Annotated in this window: 20 protein-coding genes, 1 tRNA gene and 1 pseudogene; 7 read left to right on the top strand and 15 right to left on the bottom strand. The window is 41.2% G+C overall.

The genetic code is table 11. The features are described 5' to 3' along the window. Positions 1-136: 136 nt before the first annotated feature. The 6 genes from B7697_RS07995 to B7697_RS07970 all read right to left on the bottom strand — a co-directional run bounded on the left by B7697_RS07995 (position 137) and on the right by B7697_RS07970 (position 4,811). A complete protein-coding gene (locus B7697_RS07995; protein WP_020900231.1) occupies positions 137-1,189 on the bottom strand; it encodes a BMP family lipoprotein in 1,053 nt (350 codons plus the stop codon). 89 nt (positions 1,190-1,278) lie between these two features. Further along, the gene (locus B7697_RS07990) at positions 1,279-1,668 is read right to left on the bottom strand and encodes a cytidine deaminase (protein WP_033686672.1); all 390 of its coding nucleotides are present in this window, start codon (positions 1,666-1,668) and stop codon (positions 1,279-1,281) included. Then, complete coding sequence (gene deoC, locus B7697_RS07985) at positions 1,655-2,317, bottom strand: deoxyribose-phosphate aldolase (protein ID WP_064276996.1); 663 nt, start codon at positions 2,315-2,317, stop codon at positions 1,655-1,657. Before deoC ends, B7697_RS07990 begins: the two co-directional genes overlap by 14 nt. A 19-nt stretch (positions 2,318-2,336) precedes the next feature. Continuing rightward, complete coding sequence (locus tag B7697_RS07980; RefSeq protein WP_064276995.1) at positions 2,337-3,614, bottom strand: pyrimidine-nucleoside phosphorylase; 1,278 nt, start codon at positions 3,612-3,614, stop codon at positions 2,337-2,339. Continuing rightward, entirely contained in the window at positions 3,611-4,201 is a 591-nt protein-coding gene (locus tag B7697_RS07975) for a class I SAM-dependent methyltransferase (protein WP_004258798.1), read from the bottom strand. The genes B7697_RS07980 and B7697_RS07975 overlap by 4 nt, the downstream gene beginning before the upstream one ends. Positions 4,202-4,406: 205 nt before the next feature. Further along, the gene (locus B7697_RS07970; RefSeq protein WP_084951204.1) at positions 4,407-4,811 is read right to left on the bottom strand and encodes a hypothetical protein; all 405 of its coding nucleotides are present in this window, start codon (positions 4,809-4,811) and stop codon (positions 4,407-4,409) included. A gap of 200 nt (positions 4,812-5,011) precedes the next feature. On the opposite strand from B7697_RS07970, the gene coaA reads away from it, so the two are divergent. From coaA to B7697_RS07955, 3 genes are all read left to right on the top strand, one after another. After that, positions 5,012-5,932, top strand: coding sequence for a type I pantothenate kinase (gene coaA, locus B7697_RS07965; protein WP_084951201.1), 921 nt, complete (start codon positions 5,012-5,014; stop codon positions 5,930-5,932). Positions 5,933-5,999: 67 nt separating this feature from the next. Beyond that, entirely contained in the window at positions 6,000-6,236 is a 237-nt protein-coding gene (rpsT, locus tag B7697_RS07960; RefSeq protein WP_001274000.1) for a 30S ribosomal protein S20, read from the top strand. Positions 6,237-6,288: 52 nt separating this feature from the next. Then, positions 6,289-6,813 carry a DNA topology modulation protein gene (locus tag B7697_RS07955; RefSeq protein ID WP_084951198.1) on the top strand — a complete coding sequence of 175 codons (525 nt, stop codon included), beginning with the start codon at positions 6,289-6,291 and terminating at the stop codon, positions 6,811-6,813. A gap of 392 nt (positions 6,814-7,205) precedes the next feature. Here B7697_RS07955 and B7697_RS07950 read toward each other — a convergent pair whose 3' ends face one another. Next, the gene (locus B7697_RS07950; protein WP_084951196.1) at positions 7,206-7,583 is read right to left on the bottom strand and encodes a YwiB family protein; all 378 of its coding nucleotides are present in this window, start codon (positions 7,581-7,583) and stop codon (positions 7,206-7,208) included. Between the two features lie 71 nt (positions 7,584-7,654). Between B7697_RS07950 and B7697_RS07945 the strand changes: the two genes are divergently transcribed. Then, positions 7,655-8,959: an HD domain-containing protein gene (locus B7697_RS07945; RefSeq protein ID WP_084951193.1), complete on the top strand. Its 1,305-nt coding sequence runs from the start codon at positions 7,655-7,657 to the stop codon at positions 8,957-8,959. A 12-nt stretch (positions 8,960-8,971) separates the two neighbouring features. Continuing rightward, positions 8,972-9,778, top strand: coding sequence for a sugar-phosphatase (gene yidA, locus B7697_RS07940; RefSeq protein ID WP_084951192.1), 807 nt, complete (start codon positions 8,972-8,974; stop codon positions 9,776-9,778). Between the two features lie 55 nt (positions 9,779-9,833). Here yidA and B7697_RS07935 read toward each other — a convergent pair. The 6 genes from B7697_RS07935 to B7697_RS07910 form a co-directional block, all read right to left on the bottom strand. Then, positions 9,834-9,905, bottom strand: a tRNA-Arg gene (locus B7697_RS07935). 42 nt (positions 9,906-9,947) lie between these two features. Further along, positions 9,948-10,295 (bottom strand): 50S ribosomal protein L19, encoded by a 348-nt coding sequence (rplS, locus tag B7697_RS07930; protein WP_001068669.1) that lies wholly within the window; start codon positions 10,293-10,295, stop codon positions 9,948-9,950. Positions 10,296-10,413: 118 nt separating this feature from the next. Next, positions 10,414-10,743, bottom strand: a complete 330-nt coding sequence (crcB, locus tag B7697_RS07925; protein WP_084951190.1) for a fluoride efflux transporter CrcB — start codon at positions 10,741-10,743, stop codon at positions 10,414-10,416. Next, positions 10,737-11,111, bottom strand: coding sequence for a fluoride efflux transporter CrcB (crcB, locus tag B7697_RS07920; protein WP_084951187.1), 375 nt, complete (start codon positions 11,109-11,111; stop codon positions 10,737-10,739). The genes crcB (B7697_RS07925) and crcB (B7697_RS07920) overlap by 7 nt, the downstream gene beginning before the upstream one ends. Then, on the bottom strand, positions 11,108-11,374 hold the full coding sequence (locus B7697_RS07915; RefSeq protein ID WP_078238390.1) for a chorismate mutase: 267 nt from the start codon (positions 11,372-11,374) through the stop codon (positions 11,108-11,110). The genes crcB (B7697_RS07920) and B7697_RS07915 overlap by 4 nt, the downstream gene beginning before the upstream one ends. A 115-nt stretch (positions 11,375-11,489) precedes the next feature. Then, entirely contained in the window at positions 11,490-11,933 is a 444-nt protein-coding gene (locus B7697_RS07910) for a flavodoxin (RefSeq protein ID WP_001162125.1), read from the bottom strand. Positions 11,934-12,036: 103 nt separating this feature from the next. On the opposite strand from B7697_RS07910, the gene B7697_RS07905 reads away from it, so the two are divergent. Together B7697_RS07905 and B7697_RS07900 are read left to right on the top strand one after the other, a co-directional pair. Further along, positions 12,037-12,972, top strand: coding sequence for a DHH family phosphoesterase (locus B7697_RS07905; RefSeq protein WP_084951185.1), 936 nt, complete (start codon positions 12,037-12,039; stop codon positions 12,970-12,972). 95 nt (positions 12,973-13,067) lie between these two features. Beyond that, the gene (locus tag B7697_RS07900; RefSeq protein WP_000710764.1) at positions 13,068-13,310 is read left to right on the top strand and encodes a type B 50S ribosomal protein L31; all 243 of its coding nucleotides are present in this window, start codon (positions 13,068-13,070) and stop codon (positions 13,308-13,310) included. Between the two features lie 113 nt (positions 13,311-13,423). Here the strand turns inward: B7697_RS07900 and B7697_RS09290 are convergent. Together B7697_RS09290 and carB are read right to left on the bottom strand one after the other, a co-directional pair. Further along, a pseudogene (locus tag B7697_RS09290) lies at positions 13,424-13,582 on the bottom strand (Nramp family divalent metal transporter); the annotation flags it as partial. 235 nt (positions 13,583-13,817) lie between these two features. Next, positions 13,818-16,994, bottom strand: a complete 3,177-nt coding sequence (gene carB / locus B7697_RS07895; RefSeq protein ID WP_084951182.1) for a carbamoyl-phosphate synthase large subunit — start codon at positions 16,992-16,994, stop codon at positions 13,818-13,820. Positions 16,995-17,035 lie beyond the last annotated feature (41 nt).

The raw sequence follows: 17,035 nt of genomic DNA, 5'->3' as shown, positions 1-17,035 counted from the left end.
TCCTTTCAGAGTCTTATTTTATTTCAATAAAACTTGCTAGTTTGCCTAGTAGCAAGCTTTACTGAGACAAAATGACTTTGTCTCAACTCTTAAAAAAGCGGCCGAGGGCCGCTTCCTAAGAAATGACTTCCATCCATTATTTTTCAGGAACTTTTACGCTTCCATCAAGGATTTTAGCTTTAGCATCTTCAACAGCTTTTTTACCTTCTTCTGAAAGGTTTGTTACTGCCAAGTCAACCCCTTTATCTTTCAATGAGTAAACGATCACTTGACCGCCAGGGAATTCACCTTTTTCTGCTTTGTTAGCAATATCTTTTACAGTTGTACCAACTTGTTTCAAAGTAGATACAAGAACGAAGTTTGATTCTTTACCATCTTTAGAAGTGTACTTACCTTCTCCTACTTGGTCACGGTCAACACCGATAACCCAAACTTTTTCATTTTCAGGACGGCTTTCGTTGAGTGATTTTGCTTCTGCAAAGACACCAGCACCTGTTCCACCTGCTGCTTGATAAACAACGTCTGCACCAGCTGCGTATTGTGCTGCTGCAATTGTTTTACCTTTAGCAGCATCACCAAATGAACCTGCGTAGTCAACTTGTACTTTGATAGATGGATCTACTGACTCAACACCAGCTTTAAATCCAGCTGCAAAACGTGAGATAACTTCAGACTCAATACCACCTACAAAACCAACTTGTTTTGTTTTAGTTGTTTTAGCTGCTGCAACACCCGCAAGGTAAGCAGCTTCGTTATCAGCAAACGTTACGCTAGCAACATTCTTTTGATCTTTAATCACATCATCAATCAAGACATAGTTCAAATCAGAGTGGTCTTTTGCTGCTTCTTCAACCGCATTGTGAAGGGCAAAACCAACACCGAAGATTAGGTTGTAGCTTCCAGCCGCTTGTTGCAAGTTGTTAGCGTAGTCAGCTTCACTTGTTGATTGGAAGTAAGTGAAACCTTTATCTTTTGAAAGATTGTGTTCTTTACCCCAGTCTTGCAAACCTTCCCAAGCTGATTGGTTGAATGATTTGTCATCAACACCACCAGTATCAGTGACGATTGCTGCTTTTGTCTTCACATCAGAAGATGAAGCTGCGTTACGAGAAGAGCGGTTACCACATGCAGCAAGTCCAACTGCTGCCACTGCAACTAGACCAAGGCCTAGCCATTGTTTCTTGTTCATTACTGAACCTCCTAAATAAGATGTGCAACGATGTTGCAAGTATGGATTGGTTGGCCACAAGGACCGTGCCACTCAGAGAGCGACTCAGACTAGTTTAAGTCTGTAAAAGAGTATGGAAGTAACTCCCCGACCGTCATCTCGACCGTCGATTTATCTTTTGCGACTAAGGTCACTTTTAGATCTTGTTCAAAAAATTCAGCCATCACTTGGCGACAAGCACCACATGGCGAGATTGGTTTTTCAGTTTGTCCATAAACAATCAATTCGGAAAACTCTCTTTGGCCTTCGGAAACTGCTTTAAAAATCGCTGTACGCTCTCCGCAGTTGGTCAAAGGATAGCTAGCATTCTCAATATTGACACCTGTATAAGTGCTACCATCTTTTGTCACTAAAACAGCTCCGACTGGAAAATGAGAATAGGGCACATAGGCTTTCTTGCTGGTTTCAATTGCTAGTTCAATCAACTCAGTAGTCGCCATCAGCCAATTCTCCTTTTAAAATGGCTACCCCAGCTGACGTTCCAATACGGGTCGCCCCTGCTTCTACAAATGCAAGAGCATCTGCATAAGAACGAGCTCCGCCGGCAGCCTTGACACCCATTTCTGGTCCAACTGTTTCACGCATTAATCTAACATCTGCTACCGTAGCACCACCAGTTGAAAAGCCAGTTGAAGTTTTTACGAAGTCAGCTCCCGCTTTTTGAGCTAATTGGCAAGCCACAACTTTTTCTTGGTCTGTAAGAAGACAAGCTTCAATAATGACTTTCACTAACTTGTCACCACTTGCTTCTACAACAGCACGGATGTCCGATTCAACCAAATCAAGATTACCTGTTTTGAGAGCTCCAACATTGATCACCATATCAATCTCGTCTGCACCATTTTGGATAGCTTCTTTTGTTTCAAATGCTTTCACAGCTGAAATTGTTGCTCCCAAAGGGAAACCTACTACTGTGCAGATCTTGACATCTGTGCCTTCAAGCCCTTTTTTAGCATGTTCAACCCAGGTCGGATTAACGCAAACACTGGCAAAATCATACTCTCTAGCTTCAGACAGCAAACAATCAATTTGATTTTCTGTCGCATCTTGTTTCAAAAGTGTATGATCGATATATTTATTTAATTTCATATTCGGATTCTCCTGCAGTTTATGAGATTATTTCTATGATTTCTCGTAAACTTTGCACACTATCATTTATTTTAACATATTTTTGAAAATCTGTAACTAGCTGAGGAGAAATTTTTCCATTTGTGTATACTTTTGCAACAATTTCTCCCTTTTGAACGGAATCTCCAACTTTCTTTTCAAAAACAATTCCTGTTTCATAGTCCAAGGCATCAGACTTGACTGCACGGCCTGCCCCCAGTCTCATAGCATAAAGCCCAAATTCCATAGCTGGAAGAGCTGAAATGACACCCGTTTCATGAGCAGGGATTTCCACCACATGGGTAACATTGACAGGACGATAGAGGTCTTCCAAGTCTCCACCTTGGGCTTGGACCATTTCCTCAAACTTAGCCAGCGCTTGACCATTCTCAAGGTGTTGGCGAACTTCTTCCACTGTCTTGTTCACATTAGCCAAACCAAGCATAATTTGAGCCAATTCGCAGATAAAGTGGGTAATATCCTGACGGCCTTGACCTTGTAAAATCTCCAATGCCTCAAGGATTTCAAGGCGATTTCCAATCGCTCGTCCCAAGGGCTGACTCATATCGGTAATGACTGCAACTGTTTTACGGCCTACTGCTTTCCCTAAATCCACCATGGTTTTAGCCAATTCACGCGCCTCATCAACCGTCTTCATGAAGGCACCCTCACCGACAGTCACGTCTAGCAAAATAGCATCAGCCCCTGCCGCAATTTTCTTGCTCATCACCGAACTCGCAATCAAAGGAATCGTGTCAACAGTTGCGGTCACATCACGAAGGGCATAGAGAAGCTTATCCGCTTTGACCAGCTGGTCTGATTGCCCAATGACAGATACACCAATATCCTGAACTTGATGAATGAAATCCTCTTGACTACGTTCTACTTGATAGCCCTTGATTGATTCTAATTTATCAATCGTTCCACCCGTATGGCCGAGACCACGACCACTCATTTTCGCGACTGGAACTCCAAAACTCGCTACTAAAGGAGCTAAAATCAAGGTCACCTTGTCACCAACACCACCCGTAGAATGCTTGTCAACCTTAACCCCATCAATAGCTGATAAATCAAACTCTTGCCCTGTCTGAACCATTTTCATGGTCAAATCAGATATTTCTCGAGTCGTCATTCCTTTGAAATAAACAGCCATAGCAAAGGCAGACATCTGATAATCAGGGACAGTTCCTGACACATAGCCTTCAACTAGCCATTCAATTTCACTCGAAGTCAGTTCTTGACCATCTCGTTTTTTTTGGATTAAATCAACTGCTCTCATTCTTTCACACTTCTAAGGATATAATATCCCTTATCTTTTTTGACGATTTCACAATTGCCAAACACTTCCTCCATCTTTGACTTGGCGCTTGGAGCCCCTTGTTTTTTCTGGATAACGATTGTTAAATCTCCACCAGTTTCCAAGAAATCTTTACTTTTCTCAATGATTTCATGAACCACTTGCTTGCCCGCACGGATAGGAGGATTTGAAATGACATGGTCAAATGTGCCTTCAACTTGTTCATAGATGTTGGACTGGAAAATCGTCGCTTCTACTTTATTTCGTTCAGCATTTTGTCGCGCCAAATCCAAGGCACGATTATTGATATCAACCATGGTCGCCTGAACCCCATAAGCCTTAGCCAAGGATAAGCCCAAAGGCCCATAACCACACCCTACATCAAGGACAGTCTCTCCTTGGTTGACCTCTAGACACTTGAGCAAGAGTTGACTGCCAAAGTCAACCATTTTCTTGCTAAAAACACCCGCATCCGTCAAAAAGGTCATTTTTTCTCCCAATAAGTCCACTCTCAACTCATGAATGTCGTGAGCAGCGTCAGGATTTTCTGCATAATACATTTTACTCATGAAACTATTTTACCATAATTTGACTTAAATTGTAAATCGTTTACAAATTGATAATAAAACGAAAAAGACTGAAGAAAGCTAGTAAGTAAAACATTTTCTTCAATCTCTTTAAACACTTATAAATAATAAGCCATTTAGAACTAGAAATATCATAATTAGGATATAACAAAATGTTTATCATCTATAATTAGGCGCATTCTTATTACTATTGCTTAACCTTCAGATACTTAATTATCAACAAAATTCCCAACAGGATGTTTAGATAAAAGCCCAACTGATACGTTTTTGTCAGGATTTCCAAACTTGTCCAAAGTCGGATTAAATCTTCTAGCGACATGCGGAAGAAATAACCCTCTGTAGCAATCCATAGAACTAAAAAGACATAACTACCAGCAGCAAGCCATTTCGTCCACCGTTTTTTTAGGAAGAAAGCAATCAAGAGCGAACAAAGAAAGACAACTGTTACAATGGCATGTTCCATCAAAAAAGTAAAACCGTAATAGGTTTCCACAAAGCGTCTACCATTATCCGCATTCGCCCCTTTTATAAAAGGTAGTGCAAAACTTAAAATAAAACAGAGTTCCAGTATATAACTTTTTAAGATTTTCATAGTACACCTCCTATAAATTGTGAATCCCAAAGCCCCCTTTATTGGCTTATAAGTCAGGAGAAAGTAGCTCCTACCTCATCAATAAATTGGTCAACCTCTATCTACTTCTATTATACGCTATTGGCTTACTATCATCAAGAAACCGCTTTATTTTTTTAGCTTTTTATGGTATGATAAACAAAATATCTAGGGGAAAACAAATGACCAACGAATTGTTACATTTTGAAAAAATCAGCCGCCAGACTTGGCAATCCTTACATCGAAAGACAACACCTCCTTTGACAGAAGAGGAATTAGAATCCATCAAGAGTTTTAATGACCAGATTAGCTTGCAGGATGTTACCGATGTCTATCTCCCCCTAGCCCATCTCATCCAGATTTACAAGCGTACCAAGGATGATTTGGCCTTTTCAAAAGGGATTTTCCTTCAACGTGAAAGCAAATCCCAGCCTTTTATCATTGGGGTTTCTGGGAGTGTTGCCGTTGGAAAATCCACAACCAGTCGCCTACTTCAAATCCTACTGTCCCGTACCCTTACAGATGCTACGGTTGAGTTGGTAACAACCGATGGCTTTCTCTATCCCAACCAGACCTTGATTGAACAAGGGATTTTAAATCGCAAGGGATTTCCTGAAAGCTATGATATGGAAGCTCTTCTCAACTTCCTGGATCACATCAAAAATGGACAAGATGTAGATATTCCTGTCTATTCTCATGAAGTCTACGACATCGTACCTGAGGAAAAGCAGAGCGTCAAAGCTGCTGATTTTGTCATTGTTGAGGGAATAAATGTCTTTCAAAATCCACAAAATGAGCGTCTCTACATTACTGACTTCTTTGACTTCTCCATCTATGTTGATGCTGCAGTCGATGACATCGAGAGTTGGTATCTGGACCGTTTCTTGAAGATGCTGAGCCTAGCCCAAAACGACCCTGATAGCTACTATTATCGTTTTACTCAAATGCCGATTGGGGAAGTGGAATCCTTTGCCCATCAGGTCTGGACCAGTATCAATCTCACAAATCTACAAAATTATATTGAACCAACTAGAAATCGTGCAGAAGTGATTCTTCATAAAACAAAGAACCATGAAATCGATGAAATTTACTTAAAAAAATAATTTTCCCTTGTCAAAACGTAAGTTTTCAGATATAATGGTATAGTTAGTAAATATGGAGGTAAGAACATTGGCAAACATTAAATCAGCTATCAAACGCGCTGAATTGAACGTTAAACAAAACGAAAAGAACTCAGCTCAAAAATCAGCTATGCGTACTGCTATCAAAGCTTTCGAAGCAAACCCATCTGAAGAACTTTTCCGTGCTGCTAGCTCAGCTATCGATAAAGCAGAAACTAAAGGTTTGATTCACAAAAACAAAGCAAGCCGCGATAAAGCTCGTCTTTCAGCTAAACTTGCTAAATAAGAAACAGTCCATAGAGGCTGTTTTTTTGTCCCCAAATAGGAAAAGGTAGAAAATGAAAATCGCAATTATCGGATATTCTGGTGCTGGTAAGTCAACTCTAGCTGAAAAGCTGTCTCACTGCTACTCCATCCCAAAACTTCACATGGACACACTCCAATTTCAACCCGGTTGGCAAGACAGTGATCGTGAATGGATGTTGACCGAGATGGAAAATTTTCTCACAAAGCATGAAGCTTGGGTCATTGATGGGAATTATTCTTGGTGTTTATATGAGGAAAGAATGCAGGATGCTGACCAAATCATCTTTCTCAATTTTTCTCGCTGGAATTGTCTGCTACGAGCCTTTAAACGATACCTCACATACCGAGGCAAGGTCAGAGAAAGTATGGCAGCTGGTTGTCAAGAACAATTTAATTGGGAGTTTATCAGATGGATTCTTTGGGACGGACGGAGCAAATCCGCTAAGGAACGCTACAAGTGGATTCAAAAAAACTATCCATATAAAGTGGTCATCCTTAGGTCTCAAAAAGAGATAGACCACTTCTTAGAAAATCTCGCACATAGCAAGAAAAACTAACGTGGGTAACGTTAGCACTATATGAAAGACAAATTTCCTTTTTGGTGTTTAGCTTTTCCAAAATATTTTCTTCATTATTTACCAATCTATCCTATCTAAAACTCTGAATTCTATAGAAATGAAAAGGGACATTCACTGTCCCTTTTATCAATTTTTAAATTTTGAATATACAATAATCACAATCGCTAGGCCTCAAATCCTATTTACTCATTTGGAACAAGTATAAGGGGAGACGGGTATTATATTTATCTTTAATAAATAATAGGCAATGAAATGAGTATTATAACCTTAATCTGAAAAAATAAAGGTTTCAGCTACTAAAAATGTGCAAGAAAAGCTTGATTTCATAAACTTTACCAGCTTCGTTGCTATAACCTCGTCCCCAGTCATACCTAGCCCCAAGTAATTTCCAATTGATAGCTGGCAAAGGGATGTCCCTCTTGATTTTGTAGTTGATAGTCTAAATGAATCTTTTGCACATCCACTTCATAACGACTGGTTTGGATAATAAACTCCTGCATGCCCATAGGTGTAGGAATATAAGCTAAACTATCGCTATCCTTTAGAAAGTGCATAATGGTCTTGGGATTGGAAAAACGGCTCATCACCAGTTCTTGACCATGAAATTTAATAACTACTTTTTCCTTTTCTTCATTGTAAAAAAGCAGGTAGCTACAATCTCCCTTTTCATGCACTTCCACATCATAGAGCTGATCAATCACTTCCAACTGCTCATCAAACTGAATCCTATTTCGCATCCGAATCTTCACATCAGGTCCTCTTTCTTGTCTCTTGTCCTACTATTTTACCAAAAACTCTAGCTTTTTGCTATAATGGTCATATGAACGAAAAAGTATTCCGTGACCCAGTTCACAACTACATCCATGTCAATAATCAAATCATCTATGACTTGATCAATACAAAAGAATTTCAGCGTTTGCGTCGTATCAAACAACTAGGAACTTCTAGTTATACCTTCCACGGTGGAGAACACAGCCGTTTCTCTCACTGTCTAGGAGTCTATGAGATTGCACGACGTATCACAGAGATTTTTGAAGAAAAATATCCTAAGGAATGGAATCCTGCCGAGTCTCTCTTGACCATGACCGCTGCTCTCCTACATGACCTTGGGCATGGTGCTTACTCCCATACTTTTGAACATCTCTTTGATACAGATCATGAGGCCATTACTCAGGAAATCATCCAAAGTCCTGAGACAGAGATTCACCAAGTTCTGCTACAAGTAGCACCCGATTTCCCGGAGAAGGTAGCCAGTGTTATCGACCATACCTACCCTAACAAGCAGGTCGTACAACTTATTTCTAGTCAGATTGATGCAGACCGCATGGACTATCTCTTGCGCGACTCCTATTTTACAGGAGCATCCTATGGAGAATTTGACCTGACTCGAATCCTCCGAGTCATTCGTCCTGTCGAAAATGGTATCGCCTTTCAGCGCAATGGCATGCATGCCATCGAAGACTATGTCCTCAGTCGTTACCAGATGTATATGCAGGTTTATTTCCATCCAGCAACACGCGCCATGGAAGTTCTCCTACAGAATCTCCTCAAACGCGCCAAGGAACTTTATCCAGAAGATAAGGACTTCTTTGCACGAACTTCTCCACACCTCCTGCCTTTCTTTGAAAAAAATGTGACCTTGTCTGATTATCTGGCTCTGGATGATGGTGTAATGAATACCTACTTCCAGCTCTGGATGACCAGTCCTGATAAGATTCTTGCAGACTTGTCACAACGCTTTGTCAACCGCAAGGTCTTTAAATCCATTACCTTTTCACAAGAAAATCAAGACCAACTCGCCAGCATGAGAAAATTGGTTGAGAACATCGGCTTTGATCCCGACTACTATACTGCCATTCATAAGAACTTTGACCTTCCTTATGATATCTATCGTCCCGAATCTGAAAATCCACGGACCCAGATTGAGATTTTACAAAAAAATGGAGAACTGGCAGAACTCTCTAGCCTGTCTCCTATCGTCCAATCCCTTGCTGGCAGTCGTCACGGAGATAATCGTTTCTATTTCCCAAAAGAAATGTTGGATCAAAACAGCATCTTCGCAAGCATTACCCAGCAATTTTTACACTTGATTGAGAACGATCATTTTACCCCAAATAAAAACTAGAAGAGGAAATTTATGAGTATTAAACTAATCGCTGTCGATATCGACGGAACCCTAGTCAACAGCAAAAAGGAAATCACTCCTCAAGTCTTTTCTGCCATCCAAGATGCCAAAGAAGCTGGTGTCAAAGTCGTCATTGCAACTGGCCGCCCTATCGCAGGTGTTGCTAAACTTCTGGACGACTTGCAGTTGAGAGACGAGGGTGACTATGTTGTGACCTTTAATGGTGCCCTTGTCCAAGAAACTGCTACAGGACATGAGATTATTAGCGAATCCTTGACCTATGAGGATTATCTAGATATGGAATTTCTCAGTCGCAAGCTCGGTGTCCACATGCATGCCATTACCAAGGACGGTATCTATACTGCCAATCGCAATATCGGAAAATACACAGTGCACGAATCAACCCTCGTCAGCATGCCTATTTTCTACCGCACTCCTGAAGAAATGGCTGACAAAGAAATCGTCAAGTGTATGTTCATCGATGAGCCAAAAATTCTCGATGCTGCGATTGAAAAAATTCCAGCAGAATTTTACGAACGCTACTCCATCAACAAATCTGCTCCTTTCTACCTCGAACTCCTTAAAAAGAATGTAGATAAGGGTTCAGCTATTACTCACCTAGCTGAAAAACTAGGATTGACCAAAGATGAAACCATGGCTATCGGTGACGAAGAAAATGACCGTGCTATGCTGGAAGTCGTTGGTAGCCCCGTTGTCATGGAAAACGGAAATCCAGAAATCAAAAAAATCGCCAAATACATCACTAAAACAAATGATGAATCCGGCGTTGCCCATGCTATTCGTACGTGGGTACTGTAAAAAGGTAAGAATAGACGAAAACCGCTCGGCTGAGCGGTTTTTGATGTATAATTATTGCCCCCTGCAGGAATCGAACCTGCAACTACTCCTTAGGAGGGAGTTGTTATATCCATTGAACTAAGGGAGCTAGATAAAAACTCTGCTAAATAAGCAGAGTTTTTTAGTCGAATTAACGACGGATTTCTTTGATACGAGCTGCTTTACCTTGAAGAGCACGCAAGTAGTACAATTTCGCACGACGTACTTTACCGTAACGAACAACTTCGATTTTTTCAACACGTGGAGTGTGGATTGGGAAGATACGCTCAACACCTACACCATTAGAGATTTTACGAACTGTGTAGTTTTCTGAGATGCCAGCACCTTTACGTGCGATAACAACACCTTCAAAAATCTGGATACGTTCACGGTTACCTTCGACAACTTTCGCGTGTACACGAACAGTGTCACCAGGACGGAATGATGGGATATCTGTACGAAGTTGACCTTCAGTCAAGCTTTGGATTAATGGATTCATTTTATTCTCCTATCTTTGTCAATCTTGAGGAATCTTCCTCAGCGGATAAACTGTATTTTTGTGCGTCCATTACACACAAGATACAGTTTACCAAATTTACACAAAAAAGTAAAGAAATTTATAGCAGAATTCCTAAAAAAATCGCAACTAAACCACCTAGGTAGGTCAATGCCAGGTAGGAATAAAATACCTTCTTATCACTTAACAATCTTTGCAGCTCATCATTCAATGTCGAAAAAGTTGTCAAACCTCCACAAAATCCTGTCGCTAGAATAGCATAGACTTCCCTAGACTCCACATGATTGTAGAATAAGCCAATCAAAAAGCAACCTAAAAGATTGGCTATAAGAGTTCCTAAAGGCAATTTAGAAGCTTGATTATAGTGGGAAAAGAAATACCGTACTAGGGCTCCGCAGCCACAAGCAATTGCAAGATAGATGATTACCATTTTTTCCTCCCTAGACAGTAAGCCAAAAGCAGGCCTCCACCGATACTCAAAAGCAAATACATGAACAAACTCAGATAACTCCCTGTATCAAGCAGTTTTACAGCATCAAGCATGAGACTAGAAAAGGTTGTTAAACCTCCGCAAAAGCCCGTCCCCAGTGCTAAAATAACGCCTTTACTGGTTCCCTTATAGACTAAATAGCCCTTAACAAGATACACCAAGCAGAAAATGCCTAGATAGTTGGCAAGAAGGGTGCCCCAAGGGAAATCTGGACTGGCTGGTAACCAAGTGGAAACTAGGTAGCGGACAAGTCCACCCAACATAGCAGCTAGAAAAATCCCTAGCGGATAAAATTGTTCTTTTTTCATTTGATATTTTGATCCTGATAATCACGCGAACGTTTGAGTATGTCCGAAAAAGTCGCGACAATAGTTTCCTGATAGCGCTTATCTCCTACACGACTTCTAACCTTTTCAAAAATAACTTCTTCTCTCTTAGTATCTAAAATCGGTTTCCCTGAAGCCTTCTTATAGGCAACTACACCCTCAACTAAATGCATTCGTTCTTCTAACAGTTTGACAATTTGATCGTCAATTTGATCAATTTCTTGACGAATAATATCTAAATCCATACAGTCTCCTCCTTTATTTGAATTATTGTATCAAAAAGCCACCAAATAGGCTAGTAAAATCCCAACTCACGATAAGAAAAATGCACTGATTGATTGCATCAGCGCACGTTTATGCTTATCCTACTTTAGCAGCCAATTCTTCTGCGAATTGTTCCAAGCGTTCAATGTCTTCTTCCTCAGCAGAGAGATCAACTTTGACACACTCTGAACCTTTTTCTGCCCCTGTCGCTACAAAAACGCGGTCAAAGTCATCGACAGCCTTACAGAATTCATCGTAGAAGGTATCTCCTGAGCCGACCACTCCGTAGATTTTGCCATTCAAGTTGAGGTCAGCTAGGTCTTCGTAGAAGTCCATCATCTCATCTGGCAATTCTCCATCACCATAAGTATAGGTTGCAACGATAGCGATGTCTGCTTCCAAGAAGTCTGAAGCGTCAACAGTTGTACATTCATCAACATCGACATCCAAGCCCAAGTCACGTAATTTGTCTGCTACAATATCTGCAATTTCTTCGGTATTACCGGTCATACTGGCAAATACAATTTTTGCTAATGCCATATCGTCCTCCTCAATTTATCTTTCTCCATTATATCACATCTTTTTCATTTTAAAAATAAAAATTCTTGTGCTACAATGAAATGAGAAAGAATTGAGGTTATTTATGGACATTTGCCATCAAATTTTAGAAAAAATTAAAGAATACGACACGATTATCATTCACCGTCATATGAAACCAGACCCTGATGCCTTGGGAAGTCAGGTGGGATTGAAAGCTCTTCTCAAACATCATTTCCCAGAAAAAACCATCAAGGCCGTTGGTTTTGATGAACCAACTCTTACTTGGATGGCTGAAATGGATCTTGTTGAAGATAGTGCCTACCGAGGTGCCCTTGTCATCGTCTGTGATACGGCGAATACTGCTCGTATCGATGATAAACGCTATAGTCAAGGTGATTTTCTCATTAAGATTGACCACCATCCAAATGATGATGTATATGGTGACCTATCTTGGGTGGACACTAGTTCAAGTAGCGCTAGCGAGATGATTACCCTATTTGCCCAAACAACCCAACTGGCCTTGTCAGATCGCGCTGCTGAGTTGCTCTTTGCGGGAATTGTTGGTGATACAGGTCGCTTCCTTTATCCTTCTACGACTGCACGGACTCTTCGCCTGGCTGCCTCTCTAAGAGAACAGAACTTTGACTTTGCGGCTCTCACTCGCAAAATGGACACTATGAGTTACAAAATTGCTAAACTTCAAGGCTATATCTACGATCATCTGGAAGTGGATGAAAATGGCGCAGCTCGCGTGATTCTGAGTCAGGAAATCTTAAAACGATTCAATGTCACCGATGCGGAAACTGCAGCCATTGTAGGCGCACCTGGACGCATTGACAGTGTTAGTCTCTGGGGAATTTTTGTGGAGCAGGCTGATGGCCACTACCGAGTTCGCTTACGCAGTAAAATCCATCCTATCAATGAAATTGCCAAAGAACATGATGGTGGAGGCCACCCTCTAGCAAGCGGAGCTAATTCCTATAGTTTAGAAGAAAACGAAATCATCTACCAAAAGTTAAAAAACTTGCTTAAAAACTGATAAAATACTTGCCAAACTTTTCAGAATCTGATAGACTAGTAAGGTAACAATCTATGGCTCGCAAAGAGACCATGGCAGAAAGGAAATATTGCAAAATGAAAAAAGATATCCATCCAGAATATCGCCCAGTTGTCTTCATGGACACAACTACTGGTTACCAATTCCTTAGCGGTTCAACAAAACGCTCTAACGAAACAGTTGAGTTCGAAGGCGAAACTTACCCATTGATCCGTGTGGAAATTTCATCAGACTCACACCCATTCTACACTGGACGTCAAAAGTTCACTCAAGCAGATGGACGCGTGGATCGTTTCAACAAAAAATACGGTCTCAAATAATGATAAAAAAGAACAGTTTCGACTGTTCTTTTTTACTTCTTTTTATGAACCAATCATTACTACTTTCTATTTGTCAACCATCACGCTGACACTATAATTGATTTCAAACGAATTTAAAAAATATCGAAAAGTAGCTTGATATTGAGAATGGTCAAGATGATTGAAACTAGGTAGCCAAGGATTGTATTCCACTTAGCATTGGTAAATTCTCCCATCACTGACTTCTTAGAGGTTAGATAAATTAAGGGAAAGATTGAGAATGGAAGAGAGACCTTTTTGTGAGAAGACATAGGAATATTCACTTTCTAATCTTGTCTTTACCTAGTTTATTAATGGAGTTTTTGAAAATACAATGAAAATAGTTTGCCTATTTCCAATTTATTCTTATTATATCACATTTTGGAACGATTCTTAAGGAAAGCATGATAGTTGAAATAAGCAACACCAGTATTGCAAAAGCCAGCGTTTTCTGACGCTGGCTTTTTAACTGTGAAAATTCTTTCTCAACTAGATTGCTTCTGTAACAAAACTACGACTTTCCAATACTTTAAGCATGGCATTAGCTGTATCTAGGGCTGTGAAGAGGGGCACTCCATGTTCAATGGCTGAACGGCGGATTTGCTCACCATCTTCATCAGCAGTTCGTTTGGTTCCAACTGTGTTAATGATAGCTTGAATTCTTCCTTTGCGAACAAAACTTGGTATATCCTTATTGTCATCACCAATCTTACCAACAGGTTGAGCTTGTAATCCATGACTGGCAAAGAAGGCAGCTGTCCCTTCCGTCGCGAGGATTCCATAGCCAATATTTTGGAAACGACGAGCCAAATCCAAGGCTTCTTCTTTTGCATCATCAGCGATAGTAAATACAACGTTACCAAAGGTTGGCAAGTGTAAGTAAGAAGCTTCAAAGGCTTTATAGAGAGCTTTTTCCAAAGTCGTATCAGAACCCATAACTTCACCTGTTGACTTCATTTCAGGACCGAGTAAGCTGTCTACCTTAGCTAGTTTAGTAAATGAGAAGACAGGTGCCTTGATATGAACACGAGTGCTTTCAGGGTAAAGTCCATCTTGGTAACCAAGTTCTGATAAACTTTGCCCAAGAATGAGCTTGGTCGCTACCTGAGCCATAGGAATATTAGTCACCTTAGAAAGGAATGGAACAGTACGGCTGGCACGTGGGTTAACCTCAATAACATAGACTTTTTCATCCTTGATGACAAACTGGATGTTCATCATTCCAATGCAGTTAAGACCGATTGCTAGGCGTTTTGTATAGTCTGCTATTGTTTCTTGCACCTTTTGCGACAAGGTTTGTGGTGGGTAAACGGCCATTGAGTCACCTGAGTGGACACCGGCACGTTCGATATGCTCCATGATACCAGGGATGAGAACATTTTCCCCGTCTGAGATGGCATCAACTTCACACTCCTGACCAACAATGTAAGAATCGACAAGAACTGGGTGGTCTGGACTAGCCTTAACAGCAGTTCGCATGTAAGAACGAAGATCTTCTTCGTTTTCAACGATTTCCATGGCACGTCCACCAAGTACATAAGATGGGCGGACAAGAACTGGGAAGCCAATCTTGCGAGCTGCAAGCACTGCTTCTTCTTCATTGGTAGCCGTTTGTCCTAGTGGCTGTGGAATATCCAAGTCTTTTAGAGCTTGCTCAAAGAGGTCACGGTCTTCCGCGCGGTCAAGGTCTGCAACTTGGGTACCAAGGATAGTCACTCCAGCTTTTGCCAATGGCTCCGCAAGGTTGATGGCTGTCTGACCACCAAACTGAACGATAACGCCTTTTGGTTGCTCCAAATCAATAACATTCATAACATCTTCGAATGTCAATGGTTCAAAATAGAGCTTGTCAGAGACCGAGAAGTCTGTAGAAACGGTCTCTGGGTTTGAGTTCATGATGATTGCTTCATAACCAGCTGCCTGGATTGCCTTAACCGAGTGAACGGTTGCGTAGTCAAACTCAACGCCCTGACCGATACGGATTGGACCAGAACCTAGGACAAGTACAGATTCTTTATCAGATTTGATAGATTCATTTTCCCAACCGTAGGTTGAATAGAAATATGGTGTTTCAGAGTCAAACTCTGCCGCACAGGTATCAACCATCTTGTAGACTGGGACAATCTTGTTTTCCAAACGAAGTTGACGAACTTGGTCAGCTGTCGTTTTCCAGAGTTCAGCAATCTTACGGTCAGAAAATCCATTAAGTTTGGCAGTTTTCAAAACTTCTAGATCTTGTGGATGGGCACCCAATTCTTGCTCAATTTCAAAGATATGTAAGAGTTTATCCAGATAGAAGATATCAATTTTTGTAAGCTCTGCAATTTCTTCTGGTGTGTAGCCACGGCGAATGGCTTCTGACACATAGAAGAGACGGTCATCTTGGGCTTTGACAACCTTTTCAATCAAGGCATCATCAGAAACTGCTGCAAGTTCAGGCATTTCATTGTGGTGCACCCCAATTTCAAGGGAGCGGCAAGCCTTAAGAAGAGATTCCTCGATGTTACGACCAATCGCCATGACTTCTCCAGTCGCCTTCATTTGAGTACCGAGACGGCGCTCACCCTTTTCAAACTTGTCAAATGGGAAACGTGGAATCTTGGCAACTACGTAGTCAAGGGCAGGCTCAAACATGGCATAGGTTGAACCTGTAACTGGGTTGATAACCTCGTCCAAGGTCAAGCCAACTGCAATCTTGGCAGCCAATTTGGCAATTGGATAACCTGTCGCTTTAGAGGCAAGGGCTGACGAACGCGATACACGAGGGTTTACTTCGATAACATAATACTTAAAGCTATGTGGATCAAGGGCCAGCTGAACATTACATCCACCTTCAATCTTAAGGGCACGAATAATGCTCAAGCTTGCGTCACGAAGCATTTGGTTTTCATAGTCTGACATGGTTTGGGCAGGGGCAAATACAATGGAATCCCCTGTGTGAATCCCAACCGGGTCAAAGTTTTCCATGTTACAAACAACCAAAGCATTGTCAGCTGAGTCTCGCATCACTTCGTATTCGATTTCCTTGAAACCTGCGATTGAACGCTCAATCAAACATTGGGTCACAGGCGATAATTTCAAACCATTTTCAGCGATTTCACGCAATTCTTCCTCGTTGGCACACATACCACCACCAGTACCACCAAGTGTAAAGGCTGGACGGACGATGACTGGGTAGCCAATTGTTGCTGCAAAGGCAACTGCTTCTTCGACTGTGTTGACAATTTCAGATTCTGGGATTGGTTGGTTGAGCTCTTCCATTAATTGTTTAAAGAGGTCACGGTCCTCCGCTTGGTCAATTGCAGATAGTTTAGTTCCCAGAAGCTCCACTCCGAGCTCATCTAGGATACCATTTTTAGACAATTCCATGGCCATGTTGAGACCTGTCTGACCACCAAGAGTTGGAAGCAAAGCATCTGGACGTTCCTTACGAAGAATACGTGTCACAAACTCAAGTGTAATCGGCTCAATATAAACCTTATCAGCAATCTCCTTGTCTGTCATGATGGTTGCAGGGTTTGAATTAACCAAAACAACCTCATAACCTTCCTCTTTCAACGACAAGCAAGCCTGGGTCCCAGCGTAGTCAAACTCAGCAGCCTGACCAATAATAATCGGACCAGAACCAATCACCATAATTTTTTGAATATCAGTACGTTTAGGCATATATAAGATATTAAGGGCGTCAAGCGGACAAAGCTAAAATA

The organism is Streptococcus mitis, assembly GCF_002096895.1.
GTDB classification, from domain to species: domain Bacteria; phylum Bacillota; class Bacilli; order Lactobacillales; family Streptococcaceae; genus Streptococcus; species Streptococcus mitis_AH.
The sequence above is the reverse complement of the archived record's forward strand: the minus strand, read 5'-3'. Positions and strand labels throughout refer to the sequence as shown.